This window comes from Methylobacterium guangdongense, assembly GCF_038442355.1.
Taxonomy (GTDB): Bacteria; Pseudomonadota; Alphaproteobacteria; order Rhizobiales; family Beijerinckiaceae; genus Methylobacterium; species Methylobacterium guangdongense.
Genome location: NZ_JBBXMX010000001.1, coordinates 459,396 through 475,394, shown reverse-complemented (window position 1 = coordinate 475,394; position 15,999 = coordinate 459,396). Strand labels below are relative to the sequence as shown.

Below are 15,999 nucleotides of genomic sequence, written 5' to 3'. Positions count from 1 at the left end.
ATGGCGGACGCGGGCTCATTCTCCCAGGAGGCCTGGGCGCGCAACGCCCCCGCCTACGAAAAAATCCGGTCGATGCCGTTCAACGCGGAGCTCGCGGCCGGCACGCTGCCGCAGGACCGGTTCCGCCACTACATCGTGCAGGACGCCCATTACCTCGTGGGCTTCGGCCGCGCGCTGAGCCTCGCGGCCGCGAAGGCGCCGGATCCGGACGGGATCGTGCAGTTCGCCACGGCCGCGCAGGAGGCCATCGTGGTGGAGCGTGCCCTGCACGGCGGCTTCTTCCGCGATTACGGAATCGGTCCCGAGACCTTCGCGGCCACCCCGTTGACGCCGGCCTGCGATCACTACGTGAGCTATCTGCTGGCCACGGCCTATGCCGAGCCATTCCCGGTGGTCTGCGCTGCCCTGCTGCCGTGCTTCTGGATCTACAAGGCCGTCGGTGACGACATCTTCGCCCGGGCTGCCGCCGGCAACCCGTACCGGGCCTGGATCGACACCTACGCGGGGACGGATTTCGCCGCGGCCGTCGCCGCGATGATCGCCGCCACCGACCGGGCGGCCCAGGATGTCGGCGCAGGCGAGCGGGCACGCATGCACCACGCCTTCACGCAGGCCACGCGCCTCGAATGGATGTTCTGGGACAGCGCCTACCGCGACGCGGCCTGGCCGCTGTGACGCGCCGGTCGTGACCGGGCCGACGGGGCCGCGCCGCCGGGATCTCGTCGCCGCTGCTGTCGCGGCAGCGAACGTCTGGCCGGCCCTCGCGCGGGCGGACGACGCGCCCGGCCCGATCCCGGACGATCGGCCGGTCCGCATCGCGATGCTGCTGTTCCCGGGCCTGACGGCCCTCGACCTCGTCGGCCCGCAGGATCTGCTCGCGGGGTTGGCGCCCGGCAGCCTCCATCTCGTCGCCGAGACCGCAGGCCCGGTCACGAGCGATACCGGCCTGTCGCTGATCGCGACCCATACCTTCGAGACCTGTCCGCGCGACCTCGATGTCCTGTTCGTGCCCGGGGGCGACGGCACACCGGCGCAGATGCGCAACGCCCGGCTCCTCGCCTTCCTGCGGGATCGTGCCGGACGGGCCGCCTGGGTGACGAGCGTCTGCACCGGATCGCTGATCCTGGGCGCGGCCGGCCTGCTGCGGGGTTATCGCGCGACGTCGCACTGGTGCGTGCGTGACGCGGTGCTGCCACTCCTCGGCGCCGAGCCGGTGGCGGAGCGCGTCGTGGTCGACCGCAACCGCATGACCGGCGCGGGAATCTCGGCGGGGCTCGACCTCGGGCTTGCCCTCGCCGCGCGCCTGCGCGGAACCGCCTACGCCCGCACCGCGCAGCTCGTGGCTGAATATGCCCCGGATCCGCCGTTCCGGGCCGGTACCCCCGCGCAGGCCGGGCCGGAGGTCGTTCGCGCGGCGGATGCAATCCTGGCGGAATTGGTCGCCGGGTCGATCGCGGCGGCGCGAGGCTGAAATCGGGGCGATGCAGCAGGGCCACGCCCGGCTTCCATCCGCGGTCCCGTCCTTGACGGCGCAGGGTGTGGGCCCGAACTGTGCGAGGCACAATCGATTGGTGCCCCGCTCGGAGCCCCCCGGAGCCCCCATGTCCCTCATCGCACGCCTGCGTGCCTACGCGGCCGAAGCCCTCGGCGTGGGCGCCGACGACACCGTGGACGACACGCATCTCGCCGCCACCGCGCTCCTCGTCCATGTGGCGCGGGTCGACGGGATCCTGGCGGCTTCCGAGAGCGAGCGCCTGTCCCGCCTGGTGCAGGGCCACTACGCCGACGGGCCGGACGCCGCGCGGGCGCTGATCGAGCGCGCGGCCGCGATGGATTCCGAGACCCGCGACGTGGCGAGCCTCGTCGAGATGATTCCCCACGATGCCGACAGGGTCGAGCGCGAAGCCCTCCTGACCATGGCGTGGTCGGTCGCGGCGGCGGACGGCCGGGTCGACGAGTTCGAGGAGGCCCTGGTCGAGCGGCTGGGCCGGCTCCTCGGCTTCGACGACCGGGCCATCGCAACGGCGCGCAGCATCGGCCAGCGGCAGGCCGGGATGGCCTGAGGGGCAGCCGGGCGATGATCGCGAGCTTGGCGCTCATCCTGCTGGCCCAGCTTGTGGGCGAGGCCATCGCCCGCGGCGCCCACGTGCCGATCCCCGGGCCGGTGATCGGCATGGGGCTGATGTTCGGCTTCCTGCTCCTGCGCGACAGCGCGCGGTTCGGCCTGCCGCGCTTCCTCCCGAAGCCGCTGACCGACGGCACCCTGGAAAACACCGCGCGGGGCCTTCTGCTGAACCTGTCGCTGCTGTTCGTCCCGGCGGGCGTCGGCGTCGTCGGCCGCCTCGACCTGCTGAGGGCGCAGGGCGTGAAGCTCGCCATCGTGCTGGTGGTCTCGACGGCGCTGTCCCTGCTGGTCACCGTGCTGGTGTTCCGGGCGGTGGCGGCCCGGGTGGAGCGTCCGGGGCGCGACGGGGAGCGCTGACGCGTGAGCGGCGACTTCTCCCTCTGGGTCTACCTCGCCAAGACGCCGCTGCTGTGGCTGACGGTGACGCTGACCGCCTACGTCCTGGCCGACCGGATCGCCGCCGCGACCGGCCGGCATCCGATCGCCAATCCAGTACTGATCACGGTGACGCTGGTCGGCGGCGTGCTGGCGCTGACCGGCACGCCCTATCCGGTCTATTTCGAGGGCGCGCAGTTCGTGCACTTCCTGCTCGGGCCGGCCACCGTGGTGCTGGCCATGCCGCTCTACGAGCGGCGGGCGACGGTCAAGCGGGCGCTGGTTCCGATGCTGACGGCTCTGGCCGCGGGCGCCGTGACGACGCTGGCCGTGGTGATCGTCCTGGCCCGGCTGCTCGACATCCCGCAGCCGGTCCTCGTTTCGCTGGCTCCCAAATCGGTGACCTCCGGTGTCGCCATGGGCATCGCGGAGGCGCTCGGCGGCGATCCGACGCTGACCGCGATCCTGGTGATCCTCACCGGCATCATCGGGGCGATCCTGGTGACGCCGATGATGAACGCGCTGAAGATCGACGACATGCGCGCGCGCGGTTTCGCCGCCGGGCTGGCCGCCCACGGCATCGGCACGGCACGGGCCTTCCAGGTGAGCGAGGTCGCCGGCACCTTCGCGGGCATCGCCATGGGGCTCAACGCTTTTCTGACGGCGATCCTGGCGCCGCTGGCGCTGCATCTGCTGTTCTGAGCAGCTCTGCGACGACACCCTGCGACCCATAAGAGCTCTCGGCAGATCGGGCGCTGGCGGCCCCTGACGCTCCCGGTGCGGCCATCAAGGCACAGCGCAGGAGACGTTCAGCCCATCCGGTTCGCCGGCCGACCATCGACCAAGCGTGCACGCTGAATGGGCGTTGACTGAAATTACATATTTTAGGTAGAATGATTCATCAATCAATTCGCCTCTTGGTTGTGTCGAGAATTCGACACTGAAGTTTTGGCGGCCTCAAAATCGCTGCGCGAAAGAACGCTCCGTCGCATGACGACGGTACGGAGGAAGCGGCCATGCGGACCATTCCGCCGAGTGTCGATATCGCTGCGCGCATCCTGAGCGCGTATGTCACGCGTAACAGCGTCCCTGCCGATATCCTGCCGGATATACTCTCTACGGTCCACAGCGCCGTTCTGTCGCTGAACCAGCCGTCGCAACCTGCGGTCAGGCGTGCGACCGAGGCGCAGATCCGAGCCTCGATCCGGCCCGACGCCCTCGTCAGCTTCGAGGACGGGAAGCCCTACAAGACCCTGCGGCGGCACCTGACCCTCCGCGGGCTGACGCCGGAGGCCTACCGGGTCAAATGGGGTCTGCCGGTCGATTATCCCCTGGTGTCGGCGACCTACAGCGCCCTTCGCTCCGACATCTCACGCCAGATCGGGGTCAATCAGCGGCTCCGGGTGAAGATGGCGGCGGAGTAGGCGCCGTTGCGGTCGCGACGTCCTGGATCAGCAGCGCCACGAGCCCCGACCATCCGGTCTGATGGGAGGCGCCGACGCCCCGACCGGTATCGCCGTCGTAGTATTCAAAGAACAGCACGTGGTCGCGGAAATGCGGGTCGTCTTGCTCCAGCCGGCTGTCGCCGTAGACAGGCCTGCGCCCGTCGGTGCCGCGGGTCGAGAGGGCGATGAGGCGGCGTGACAGGTCCAGGGCGATCTCGCGGAGCGACGACGTCCGTCCCGAGCCGGTCGGCGCCTCGACCCGGAAGTCCGGGCCGTAATAGTCGTGGAACAGGTTCAGGGCGGTGATCAGCAGATAGTTGACCGGCATCCAGACCGGCCCGCGCCAGTTCGAGTTGCCGCCGAACAGGCGCGAGCGCGATTCCGCGGGCTCGTAGGCGAGACCCAGATCCCGCCCGTTCCAGGTGAAGCAGAAGGGTTTCTCCTTGTAGACGCGGGAGACCCCCCGCAGGCCGTGATCGGACAGGAACTCCGCCGGATCGAGGGCGCGCTGCAGCAGTGCCTTCAGCCGGTGCCCGCGCAGCAGCGACAGCAGGGCGGACTGGCCCTGGCCGGGCTCGTTCCAGCGCGACACCAGGGCGGCGAGGTCCGGCCGGTTCCTGAGGAAGAACGACATCCGGCTGCGCAAAGCCGGCAGCTTTTCCAGATCGCCTTCGCCGATCGTCGCCACCGCGAAGATCGGGATCAGGCCCACCAGCGTCCGCACCCGGATCGGCAGGCGCGCGCCCGCGCGGGTCTCGATCACGTCGTAGAAGAAGCCGTCTTCCTCGTCCCACACGCCGTCGCCGGTCGCCGCCGCGATCAGGAGGAAATGCTCGAAGAACTTTTCCGCCATGTCCTCGTAGGTCCGGTCGCGGAGCGCCAGTTCGATGGCGATGCGCATCAAGGCGAGCGCATAGGCGGCCATCCAGGCGGTGGCGTCGGACTGGGTCAGGGTGGCGCCGTCGCCGACCGGCTTCGACCGGTCGAAGATCCCGATATTGTCGAGCCCGAGGAAGCCGCCCTGGAACAGGTTGCGGTCGTCGGCATCCTTGCGGTTGACCCACCACGTGAAGTTCAGCGTCAGCTTGTTGAAGATCCGCTTGAGGAAGACGTGGTCCGGCGTGCCGGTGAGCGCCCGGTCGAGCTCGAACACCCGCCAGGCGGCGAGCGCGTGGATCGGCGGGTTGGCGTCCCCGAAGCCCCATTCGTAGGCCGGCAACGCCGCGTTCGGGTGGGCGTAGGACTCATCGACGAGGAGCAGGAGCTGGTTCTTGGCGAAGTCGGGATCGACCAGCGCGAACACGATCGCCTGCAGGGCGAGGTCCCAGGAGGCGAACCAGGGATATTCCCAGGCATCCGGCATCGAGATGATGTCGTTGGCGCGCAGGTGCGCCCAGTCGCCGTTGCGTCCGTACCGGCGCTCGGGCGAGGGGGCGGGCTGGGCCGGATCGCCCGCGAGCCACTCGCGCACGTCGTAATGGTAAAGCTGCTTCGACCAGAGCATGCCGGCGAGCGCCTGCCGTTGGACACGGCGCATCTCGGGATCGGCGATCGGTGCCTGGAGGGCGGCGTAGAAGGCGTCCGCCTCCGCCTCGCGGGTGGCGAAGGCGGCGTCGAAATCCGCGAAGGGCTCCCCCGGCGCGGTCTCGGCGCGCAGGCGCAGGCGTAGGGTGCGGCTCTCGCCGGGCCCGAGGTGCAGCGTGTAGCGCGCCGCGCATTTGGTGCCGGACAGGTGGTTGACGGCCGATCGATCGCCGCCGACCACGCATCGATCGATCCCGTCCTTGTAGAAGCCCGCGGCGGGGCCTGAGCCGAACAGGCGGTGTGTGTTGGTCTCGTTCTCGGTGAACAGCAGCTCCGCCGCGTCCTCGGCAAAGAAGCGCATCGGCGGCATGTCGGGATGGCGCACCCAGACCGACCCGTCGGATCCCGCCATCAGCTCCGGCTTCGGCGTGCCCTGCTTCCACGACCACGTGTTGCGGGCCCAGAGCTGCGGCAGCAGGGTGAGGTCGGCGGCCTCCGGGCCCCGGTTGGTGGCGGTGACCCGCATCAGGATGTCGTCGGGCGCCGCCTTGGCGTATTCGATCGCGACATCGCAGTAGCGGCCTTCGTCGAAGACGCCGGTGTCGAGCAGCTCGAATTCCGGATCGTCGAGGCCGCGGCGGGCATTCTCCGCGACGAGCCGGTCATAGGGAAATTCGGCCTGCGGACACTTGTAGAGCATCCGCATGAAGGCGTGGGTCGGAGTGCCGTCGAGGTAGTAGTAGAGTTCCTTGACGTCCTCGCCGTGGTTGCCCTCCTGGTTGGTCAGGCCGAACAGTCGTTCCTTCAGGATCGGATCGCGGTGGTTCCAGAGGGCCAGCGACAGGCACCAGTTGAGGTGACGGTCGCCGAAGCCGCCGATCCCGTCCTCACCCCAGCGGTAGGCCCGGGACCGGGCATGGTCGTGGGGCAGGTAGTCCCAGGCGTCGCCGCCGGGACTGTAATCCTCCCGGACCGTGCCCCATTGCCGGTCGCTGAGATACGGCCCCCAGCGGCGCCAAGCGGGATCCGTGCGCGCCGCGACCAGCCGGAGACCTTCCGCGGTCTCGAACAGGCCTGGTCTCGCACCGTCGGGCTTGATCATCGGCGCACTGCTCCGGATACGGCCTGTGCGACGCTGAATAGGGCTGCGCGGCCGGCAGCGGAAGTCGGTGACCCTCCCGAAACTGTCTCAAAGCCTCGTGGTCAGGCGAAGGCCCTCCGGGGTCGCCAGGGCGCGCAGGTGGCGGAAATCGGGGATCGCGGGGTGCCCGGACGAGGCCGGCTCGTGATGGGTCGCGGTCACCACGACCACCGATGCACCCGCCGCCTCGGCGGCGCGGATCCCGGCCGGCGCATCCTCGAACACGCAGCAATCCGCCGCGGCGATGCCCAGCAGACGGGGGGCCTCCAGGAAGCAATCCGGCGCGGGCTTACCCTGCGACACGTCCTCGGCCGCCACCATCAGCTCAGGTACCGGCATGTCGGCTGCCGCGAGGCGGCGGAGCGCCAGGGCCTTCGGGGCCGAGGTCACGATCGCCCAGCGCTCCGGCGGCAGGCTTGCCAGGAACGCCCGCGCGCCGGGGATCTCGGTGACGTCGGCGACATCCTCCATCTCGGCGGCCGTGATCGCCGCCGCCTCGGCCTCGGGATCGACCCCCGGCAGGTTGAGGCGGCGGATCGTCTCCACGGAGCGCACGCCGTGGATCGTCGGCAGGAACGTCGCCACGTCGAGCCCGTGCGCCGTGGCCCAGCGTGACCAGGTCCGCTCGGCGGACGCAATCGAGCTGATGAGGGTACCGTCCATATCGAACAGCAGCGCGGCGAACGGGCGCAAGGGAAGAGTCGTGGTCATGGCGGAGGGCTACCGGCAGCCCGACACGGCAGCAACCGGGGTGCGCGCAGGGGAGCCGAGCGCCGCCCGCTTCACGGGCCGCCGGCTTTGGTGTAGCGCGGGGCAACCCCGGGCCCCGGATGCCCGCAACCGCGAACCCTGCCCGACCCATGTCCAGCCGCATCGACGCCACCTTCGCCCGCGCCCGCGCGGAGAACCGGGCCGTCCTCGTCACCTACGTGATGGCGGGCGATCCCGATCCCGAGACTTCCCTCGAGGTCCTGAAGGCCTTGCCGGGTGCCGGCGCCGACATCCTGGAATTCGGCCTGCCCTTCACCGACCCGATGGCGGACGGCCCGGCCATCCAGGCGGCGGGCCTGCGGGCGCTGAAGGCCGGACAGACGGTTGCCGTCACGCTGGACCTCGTGCGCCGCTTCCGGGCGGAGAACGGCACCACCCCGATCGTGCTGATGGGCTACTACAACCCGATCCACACCTACGGCGTCGATCGCTTCCTCGAGGACGCGGTGGCGGCCGGGATCGACGGGCTGATCGTGGTCGATCTGCCGCCGGAGGAGGATTCCGAGCTGTGCCTGCCGGCGCTCGCCAAGGGCCTGGCTTTCATCCGGCTCGCGACGCCGACCACCGACGCCCGGCGCCTGCCGGCCGTGCTCGCGAACACCGCGGGCTTCGTCTACTACGTGTCGATCACCGGCATTACCGGCACCGCGACGCCGGATTTCGGCAAGGTGTCGGAGGCGGTCGGCCGCATCCGCCAGCACACCGACCTTCCGGTCGTGGTCGGCTTCGGGGTGAAGACCGGCGCCCACGCGGCGGCGATCGCCAAGGGCGCCGACGGCGTGGTGGTCGGCTCGGCGCTGGTGGACGCGCTGGTCCGCTCGCTCGACGCCGAGGGACGGCCGCAGGCCGGCACCGTCCCGGCGGTGACGGGGCTGGTGCGTGAACTGGCCGAGGGCGTGCGCGCCGCCTCGGTGGAACGGGCGGCCTGAGCGGAATTCCCGGCTGACCCTGGCGGTGAGGCGCCCGCCACCTGATATTGGCGCGGGCTCGAAGCGGACGGACGCGAGGCGATGGTCGAACCGATGAACTGGATCTCGGAGGTGGTGCGCCCCCGGATCAAGACCCTGTTCAAGCGCGAGACGCCCGAGAACCTCTGGGTCAAATGCCCGGACACGGGCCAGATGGTGTTCCACAAGGAGGTGGAGGCCAACCACTGGGTCATCCCCGGCTCCGAGCATCATCTCAAGATGAGCGCCCAGGCGCGCCTGAAGATGATGTTCGACGAGGGCACGTGGCTCGACGTGGCGCTGCCCGAGGTCCCCGCCGATCCGCTCAAGTTCCGCGACGAGAAGCGCTACGTCGACCGGCTCAAGGAGGCCCGCGCCAAGACCGGGCTGCAGGACGCGTTCAAGATCGGCTTCGGCCGGGTCGGCGGCCTGCCGATGGTGCTGGCCGCGCAGGAATTCGGCTTCATGGCCGGCTCCCTCGGCATGGCGGCGGGCGCGGCCTTCGTCCGTGGCGCCGAGACCGCGCTGGAGAAGCGCACCCCCTACGTGCTGTTCGCGGCCTCCGGCGGCGCGCGCATGCAGGAGGGCATCCTGTCGCTCATGCAGATGCCGCGCACGACCGTGGCGGTGCGCCGCCTCAACGCCGCGCGGCTCCCCTACATCGTGGTGCTGACCAACCCGACCACCGGCGGCGTCACCGCCTCCTACGCCATGCTGGGCGACGTCCACCTCGCCGAGCCGGGGGCGCTGATCTGCTTCGCAGGCCCGCGGGTGATCGAGCAGACCATCCGCGAGAAGCTGCCGGACGGGTTCCAGCGGGCCGAGTACCTGCGCGAGCACGGCATGGTCGATCAGGTGGTCCACCGCCACCAGCTCAAGGAGACCATCGCCCGCCTCTGCGGCCTCCTGACCAACGTCGCCGAGCCGGTGACTGCGGCCTCGGCCGCCGAGGCGGCGTAAAGCCCGCGCGATGGCCTCGTCCGATGCCCTGATGGCGCGATTCCTCGCGCTGCACCCGCGGACCATCGACCTGTCGCTCGGCCGGATCGAGCGGCTGCTCGCCAAGCTCAACCATCCGGAGCGGCGCCTGCCGCCGGTGATCCACGTCGCCGGCACCAACGGCAAGGGCTCGACCATCGCGTTCATGCGGGCGATCCTCGAGGCCGGGGGGCTGGCCGCGCATGTCTACACCTCGCCCCACCTCGTGCGCTTCCACGAGCGGATCCGGATCGGCGGGATCGGCGGCGGGCAGTTCGTGGACGAGGACCGGCTGGCGGACGCCTTCGCGCGTTGCGAGACCGCCAATGCCGGCGAACCGATCACCATGTTCGAGATCACCACGGCGGCGGCCCTGGTGCTGTTCTCGGAGAGCCCGGCCGATGTGCTGCTGCTGGAGGTCGGGCTCGGCGGCCGGCTCGACGCCACCAACGTGATCGCGCAACCCGCCTGCGCGGTGGTCACGCCGATCGGCCGCGACCACGCCGAGTACCTCGGCGACACGGTCGAATCGGTGGCGACCGAAAAGGCCGGGATCTTCAAGCGCGGCTGCCCGGCGGTGATCGCCGCCCAGGACTATGCCGAGGCCGACGCCGTGCTGTGCCGGCGCGCCGAGGAGATCGGCGCCGGGCCCATCTTCGTGGGCAATCAGGATTTCTCCGTCCACGAGGAGCGCGGCCGGCTCGTCTATCAGGACGAGACCGACCTGTTCGACCTGCCCCGCCCCCGGCTCGCCGGGCGCCATCAGCTGGTCAATGCCGGCACGGCGATCACGGCCCTGCGGGCGGCCGGGTTCGGCGATATCGGCATCACGGCCCTGGAGAAGGGGCTGACCGAGGTCGAGTGGCCGGGCCGGCTCCAGCGCCTGGGCCGCGGTCGGCTGGCCGCCCAGCTCGATTCCGGCACCGAGCTGTGGCTCGACGGGGGCCACAACATCGACGGCGGCCGGATTCTCGCCGCCGCCATGGCGGATCTCGGCGAGAAGAGCGACGTGCCCCTCGTGCTGATCGTCGGGCTGCTCGGCACCAAGGACGCGGACGGCTTCCTGCGCAACTTCGTCGGGCTGGCGCGGGCCCTCGTGGCGGTGCCGATCAGCGGCACGCTGGCGGCACGCCCGGCGGACGAAGTCGCCCGGATCGGCGAGGGCGTCGGCCTCTCGACCTATACGGCGCCGAGCATCGAGGCGGCCCTCGCGATGGTGAAGGACATCGCCTTCGAGCGGCCGCCGCGCATCCTGATCTGCGGCTCGCTTTACTTGGCCGGCTTAGTTTTAGCCGCCAACGACACCCCGCCGGTCTGACGCCGCCCGGGCGGTCTCTTCGGAATCAGGGGCGCCCCAGGGTCCGCAAGTAACCGCCTTGCATCTTGCGGATGTCACTACTGACCGAAGACAACTCTCGATTTTCCGTGCGTTGCCACCCTCGGGTCGTCTATTCGCCGTAATCGACCCGACGAAAGACGTCGTCCGCTCACGCTTTCCCCCGGCTGTGGCGGCCAAGCTACATCCGCGGCGGACCCCATCGCCTAAATTCATGATCGATCGGGCTACTGCTGGGGAGCATAGTAATGAAGCGTCTTATCACGTCTTTGGCCGCGTTTACGGCTTTGACGGCTGCTGCATCCGCCGCCGACCTTCCGCGCCGGGCCGCGCCGCCGCCGGTCTTCACGCCGGTTCCGGTCTTCACCTGGACGGGCGCCTATTTCGGTATCAACGCCGGCTACGCGTTCGATGCCAGCAGCCGTTCCAACAACAGCGGCTTCGTCCAGACCGCCGGCAGCCCGGCCGTCCTGACCGGCGCCGGCCTCGTGCCCTACCAGGCCCTGGCCCCGAACGGCTCCGTGCTGCTCTACAACCGCAACAACCGCGAAGGTTTCTCGGGCGGCGGTCAGATCGGCTACAACTACCAGTTCACCCCGGGCTCGGGCATCGTGGTCGGCTTCGAGGCTGACGCGCAGTACCTCGATTTCGGCGGTCGCCCGCGCTACGCCACGAACGCCCGCGCCGTGAACGCCGGCTTCCTGCCGGTCAACGGCACGCTGAACACGCTGGACTTCTTCGGCACCGTCCGCGGCCGTCTCGGCTACGCCTTCGACCGGACCCTCGTGTACGCCACCGGCGGCTTCGCCTACGCCACCGGCACCGACGACGGCACCCGGAACATCGCGTTCCAGAACTTCGCCGGCCGCCGCGACGACTTCAAGACTGGCTACACAGTCGGCGGCGGCGCCGAGTTCGCCCTGCCCACGGACTCGTTCCTGAACTTCTTCCGCTCCTCGGCGGTGACGTTCAAGGTCGAAGGCCTGTACGTCAGCCTCGACCGCAACCGCACCGGCTTGCCGCTGGTCGGCGCCGCCGCCGTCAACGGCGCGTATCAGCCGGTCTATGCCGTCACCGGCAGCAGCCGCAACTCGAACGACTTCGCCGTCGTCCGCGCCGGCCTGAACTACAAGTTCGGCTCGTACTGAGACCGAAAGCCTGATCCCGGGCTTCGGCCCGGGGTCGGAAACAACAAGATCTGGGCTCGAAACCGAGAAAGCCCGGCCTTGCGGCCGGGCTTTCCTTTTGTCGTCAGCGTGTTTCGGTCAGGCGGTCTGGGCGCCGATCCAGCGCGACAGGTCGCCCTTGGGGGCGGCGCCGACCTTCTGATCGACCCGCTCGCCGTTCTTGAACAGCAGCAGGGTCGGGATCGAGCGGATGCCGTACTGGGCGGCGATCTGCGGATTCTCGTCGACGTTGACCTTGGCGATCTTCACCTTGCCCTGCAGGTCGGTGGCGATCTCCTCAAGGGCCGGGCCGATCTGGCGGCAGGGGCCGCACCACTCCGCCCAGAAATCCACAACGACGGGCTCGGCGGACTGAAGAACGTCCTGCTCGAAGCTCGCGTCGGTTACCTTCATGGTCGCCATAACGTCACCCTTCGGAAGTCGCCGCCTGGAGGGCGGCGTCGGACGGGCAGGGGCCCGCGCGGTTCGACCAGAATTGGCGACGGGTCGGGGCGTGGTCAAGAAGTCCTGATGCGCCGGCATGATCCGTCATGGGGACATGCCTCATGCGTGTGCGCTGGCGCATGTCGGACACGCCCACCGGATCGATCTTACGCCGCGATCCCGGCCCGCTCCAGCGCCGCCGCGATATCGGCCGCGTCGAGGGCGCGGATCACCGGCCCGGATGTCCAGACCAGCATGGGGCGGATCGTGCGGCCGGGGTAGATCTGGCCGAGGAGCCGCGCGTAGAGGGCGATCTGGCCGGCTTCGGCCGGGGGCAGGGGGGCATCCGGATCGGGCGGGCGCCCGGTCTTGAAGTCGGCGACCCGCACCGAGTCCGCGGTGACGCAGAGCCGGTCTACGCGGCCCTGGACCACGCGCTCGCCGGCCGCCGTGCGCACCCGCCCCGACAGGCTCACCTCGGCGCGGGCGTCCGGTGCGAACAGGGGCGCGAGGTCCGGATCGTCGATGATGCGCAGGACGGAGCGGACGATGGCGCTATGGGCAGGCCGGGGCAGCCCGGGCGCCCGGGACCGGACGAAGGCGAGGCCGGCCGCCTCCCGCCGGTCTTGCACGACGCGGGGAAGGTGCTGCAGCAGGGCGTGGATCAGGATGCCGCGCCGCCGGGCCTGCGCGTCGGCGAGGCGCGGCGGCGGCACGCGGGTGCCGTCCGCGGCCGCGAGCGCCCCGGACGGGTTGAGCGACTGAAGCTCCGGCTCCGGCGGCACGGGGCTGCGGAGCCAGCCGGGCTCAGGCTCGGGCGCCGGGATCGCCGCCGGTGCGTCGCGCTTGCGGGCGGCCTCCGTCCCGTCGTGCCACACGATCGCCGGGCCGTAGAGGAGGTCGACGGTCTGGCCCGTGCCCAGGGTCGCCTCCAGGCCGGCCTGGATCATCCGGCACCACGCGGCCTCGGTCTCGCGCTCGTGGCCGCGGAACGGCGCCACGATGAGGCGGTCGGCCGCCCGGGTCATGGCCACGTAGAGCAGGCGGTTGTGCTCCTGCCGCGACCGGGCGAGCAGAGCGGCCCGGGCGGCCTCGGTGGCGGCGCAATCCTGCGTGCGCCCACCGGACCAGACCGGCGGCAGTGCCGTTCCGGCCTCCGCCAGGGGCAGCAGGGGCGGGTCGTTGCGGCCGAGCGGCTCGCAGCCGTCGAGGAGCACCACGACCGGCGCCTCCAGGCCTTTGGCCCCGTGCACCGTCATGACGCGCACCTCGTCGCGCCCGGACTCGAGATCGCGCTTGACCGTATGCCCGGCCTCGGCGCCGACATAGCGTGACAGGAATCCGCCGAGGGAGGGGGCGTCCTCGCCGGTCTCAGCCTGCGCGGCGGCGGCGAGGAAGACGTCGATGGCATCGCCCGCCTCGCCGCCCAGCCGCGCCACCAGCTTGGCTCGGCCGCCCAGAGGCCCGAGGAGCCGCGCGTAGAAGCCGAACGGGCCGTGCAGGCCGGCCAGCGCGATCCACTCCGTCAGCGCCGCGAGCCCGCGGGTCGCTGCGGCATCCCCCGATGTGGCGTGGCGGTGGAGGGCATCCTCCAGCGTCTCCGACAGGTCGCGGCGGGCGGCGATCCGTACCAGATCCTCGTCCGTCAGGCCGACCAGCGGCGTCTTGAGCGCGGTGGCCAGCGTCAGGTCGTCGGCGGGCAGGAGGCCGGCCCGGCCGGCGGCGACGAGATCGGCCACCGCGATATGGGCCGAGACCTCCAGCCGGTCCTGGCCGGCCACCGGAACCCCGAGGCCCTTCAGGGCGCGGATCACCTCCTCGAAGGCCGGTCCGCGCTTGCGCACGAGGATCAGCACGTCGCCGGGGCGCCAGATCCGGCCGGTGGCGTCACCCCGGGTGATCCAGGTCCGCACGGCCTGCGCGACCCGTCGCGCGGTGACGATCGCCGGGGCGCTGGTCTCGGGGGCGTCGACCGGGGCGGTCCAGGCATCGGGCTCGGCCGCCGGCTCGGGCTCGGCGATCGGCCACAGCTCCACGGCCCCGGGCGCGCCGGGCCGCGCGCTGGCATGGACCGTCCGGCGCACCGTATCCTCGAAGGACAGGCCCTCATTGTGCGCGTCGAGGGCGAAGACCGCGTCGACCGCCCGCAGGACGAGGCTGGTGGAGCGGAACGACAGGGTCAGCGGCACGTCCTCGAAGATCAGCCCGGCCGAGCGCGATTCCGCGATCCAGGCCGCCCGCGTCAGGGCGAATTCCCGCGGCTCCGCGCCCTGGAAGCCGTAGATCGACTGCTTGGGATCGCCCACCGCGAAACGGGTGCGGCTGCCGGTCCGGGCGCCCTCGCCGGCGGCGAATTCCTGGGTGATCGCCCGCAGGATCGCCCATTGCTCCGGGTTGGTGTCCTGCGCCTCGTCGACCAGGACGTGGTCGATGCCCCGGTCGAGCTTGTACAGGACCCAGCCGGCCCCGACCCGGCCGAGCAGGTCCAGGGCCTTGTGGATCAGGTCGTCGAAGTCGAGGGCGCCGAGCCGCGCCTTCTGCGCCTCCACCCGGCGGTGGATCTCGGCCGCGAGCTGGAACAGGGCCTGCGTGCGGGCATGGGCCCGGGCGGCGCGCAGGCGGTCGAACAGCGGGTCCAGCCGGTCGCGCTCGGCGATCAGCGCTTCCTTGGCTGTGGCCGGCACCGCCTTGGTGCCGAGGCTGCTGTCGGCCTTGGGCTCGTCCTTCTGGGTGAAGAAGACCGACCGGTAGAGCGCGAGGGCTTCGGCCCGATCGGGCCGTCCTTCCGAGCGCACGCGCTCGGCTTCCGCCTCGGCGAGGGCGTCGGCGAGCTTCTCGTCGTTGGCCTTGCCGGTGCGGAGGGCCGCCACCAAAGCCGCCCTGTCGTCCGGCCGGCATCCGGGGCCGCCCTCGAGGATCGCGGCCTCGATCCGCTCGGCCGTCTCCTCGGCGGCGAGGCCGAGCGCCCCGTGCAGGCGCCCGAACGCGGCTTCCAGACCGGCGGCATCGCCGACGAAGCTCCGGGCCCGCAAAGCGGACCGGATCGCCGCGCGCAGGGCGTCGCCCGTCGCCTCGGGGGCGACCCGGGCCAGGGCGGCGCTGAGCGGCGTGTCGCCGTTCGAGACCGCGTCGGCCAGGACGTTGGCCATCTCGATCTCGAAGATCTCGCGGGCCTTGGTGTCGTCGAGCACCACGAAGCGCGCCGGCACGTTCGCCTCGAAGGGGAACATGTGCAGCAGCCGCTCGCATAGGGCGTGCAGGGTCTCGATCTTGAGGCCGCCCGGCGTCTCGACCGCCCGGGCGAAGAGCCGGCGCGCCATGCGGAGGCGCTCCGGCCCGGCCCGCTCGCCGGTGAGCTCGGCCAGTTCGGCGGCCAGCGTCGCGTCGTCCAGGGTCACCCAGCGTCCGAGCAGCCGGAACACGCGGATCGCCATGTTGGCGGCCGCCGCCTTGGTGAAGGTGAGGCACAGGATCCGCCCGGGGGGCGACCCGTCGAGCAGGAGGCGCACCACCCGGTCGGTGAGCACCTTGGTCTTGCCCGCCCCGGCATTGGCCGAGACCCAGGCGGAAGCGCGCGGATCGGCCGCCCGGCGCTGGTTGGCGCGGGTCAGGTCGTCGACGACAAAGGGTTTTGGGGCTTGGAGGCTGCTCAACGGTCCCGTCCGGATCGGCTGCCGCCTCTCTCTACAACAGAAACGCGTTCACGGGCCCGCCTTGGCGTCACAGAGGATGCAACGGGATTGCCCC

The 15,999-nt window shown here is 71.0% G+C and carries 14 protein-coding genes; 10 read left to right on the top strand and 4 right to left on the bottom strand.

The annotated features are described in order from the left end of the window. The 6 genes from AAHG09_RS02325 (at position 1) to AAHG09_RS02300 (ending at position 3,924) form a co-directional block, all read left to right on the top strand. Positions 1 to 675, top strand: coding sequence for a TenA family protein (locus tag AAHG09_RS02325; protein ID WP_342105132.1), 675 nt, complete (start codon positions 1 to 3; stop codon positions 673 to 675). A gap of 145 nt (positions 676 to 820) precedes the next feature. Continuing rightward, positions 821 to 1,471, top strand: a complete 651-nt coding sequence (locus AAHG09_RS02320) for a DJ-1/PfpI family protein (RefSeq protein WP_342105466.1) — start codon at positions 821 to 823, stop codon at positions 1,469 to 1,471. Between the two features lie 130 nt (positions 1,472 to 1,601). Then, on the top strand, positions 1,602 to 2,063 hold the full coding sequence (locus AAHG09_RS02315; protein WP_342105130.1) for a tellurite resistance TerB family protein: 462 nt from the start codon (positions 1,602 to 1,604) through the stop codon (positions 2,061 to 2,063). 14 nt (positions 2,064 to 2,077) lie between these two features. Further along, positions 2,078 to 2,482 (top strand): CidA/LrgA family protein, encoded by a 405-nt coding sequence (locus tag AAHG09_RS02310; protein ID WP_342105129.1) that lies wholly within the window; start codon positions 2,078 to 2,080, stop codon positions 2,480 to 2,482. 3 nt (positions 2,483 to 2,485) lie between these two features. Further along, positions 2,486 to 3,202 (top strand): LrgB family protein, encoded by a 717-nt coding sequence (locus AAHG09_RS02305; protein ID WP_342105127.1) that lies wholly within the window; start codon positions 2,486 to 2,488, stop codon positions 3,200 to 3,202. A gap of 314 nt (positions 3,203 to 3,516) precedes the next feature. Continuing rightward, positions 3,517 to 3,924: a Ros/MucR family transcriptional regulator gene (locus AAHG09_RS02300; protein ID WP_342105125.1), complete on the top strand. Its 408-nt coding sequence runs from the start codon at positions 3,517 to 3,519 to the stop codon at positions 3,922 to 3,924. On the opposite strand, the gene AAHG09_RS02295 is transcribed toward AAHG09_RS02300, so the two are convergent. Together AAHG09_RS02295 and AAHG09_RS02290 are read right to left on the bottom strand one after the other, a co-directional pair. Further along, positions 3,887 to 6,571, bottom strand: a complete 2,685-nt coding sequence (locus tag AAHG09_RS02295) for an MGH1-like glycoside hydrolase domain-containing protein (RefSeq protein WP_342105123.1) — start codon at positions 6,569 to 6,571, stop codon at positions 3,887 to 3,889. The genes AAHG09_RS02300 and AAHG09_RS02295 overlap by 38 nt on opposite strands. Before the next feature lie 87 nt (positions 6,572 to 6,658). Beyond that, positions 6,659 to 7,321, bottom strand: coding sequence for an HAD-IA family hydrolase (locus tag AAHG09_RS02290; protein WP_342105122.1), 663 nt, complete (start codon positions 7,319 to 7,321; stop codon positions 6,659 to 6,661). A gap of 149 nt (positions 7,322 to 7,470) precedes the next feature. Here AAHG09_RS02290 and trpA point away from each other — a divergent pair, with 149 nt between their 5' ends. The 4 genes from trpA to AAHG09_RS02270 all read left to right on the top strand — a co-directional run bounded on the left by trpA (position 7,471) and on the right by AAHG09_RS02270 (position 11,790). Then, positions 7,471 to 8,310, top strand: a complete 840-nt coding sequence (gene trpA / locus AAHG09_RS02285) for a tryptophan synthase subunit alpha (protein ID WP_342105121.1) — start codon at positions 7,471 to 7,473, stop codon at positions 8,308 to 8,310. 81 nt (positions 8,311 to 8,391) lie between these two features. Then, a complete protein-coding gene (gene accD, locus AAHG09_RS02280; RefSeq protein WP_342105120.1) occupies positions 8,392 to 9,288 on the top strand; it encodes an acetyl-CoA carboxylase, carboxyltransferase subunit beta in 897 nt (298 codons plus the stop codon). 10 nt (positions 9,289 to 9,298) lie between these two features. Beyond that, positions 9,299 to 10,624: a bifunctional folylpolyglutamate synthase/dihydrofolate synthase gene (locus AAHG09_RS02275; protein ID WP_342105118.1), complete on the top strand. Its 1,326-nt coding sequence runs from the start codon at positions 9,299 to 9,301 to the stop codon at positions 10,622 to 10,624. Between the two features lie 266 nt (positions 10,625 to 10,890). Beyond that, the gene (locus AAHG09_RS02270; RefSeq protein ID WP_342105116.1) at positions 10,891 to 11,790 is read left to right on the top strand and encodes an outer membrane protein; all 900 of its coding nucleotides are present in this window, start codon (positions 10,891 to 10,893) and stop codon (positions 11,788 to 11,790) included. 117 nt (positions 11,791 to 11,907) lie between these two features. On the opposite strand, the gene trxA is transcribed toward AAHG09_RS02270, so the two are convergent. Together trxA and addA are read right to left on the bottom strand one after the other, a co-directional pair. Beyond that, positions 11,908 to 12,231 (bottom strand): thioredoxin, encoded by a 324-nt coding sequence (gene trxA / locus AAHG09_RS02265; protein WP_243925026.1) that lies wholly within the window; start codon positions 12,229 to 12,231, stop codon positions 11,908 to 11,910. A 188-nt stretch (positions 12,232 to 12,419) separates the two neighbouring features. Further along, positions 12,420 to 15,905, bottom strand: a complete 3,486-nt coding sequence (addA, locus tag AAHG09_RS02260) for a double-strand break repair helicase AddA (protein WP_342105114.1) — start codon at positions 15,903 to 15,905, stop codon at positions 12,420 to 12,422. Positions 15,906 to 15,999: the final 94 nt, after the last annotated feature.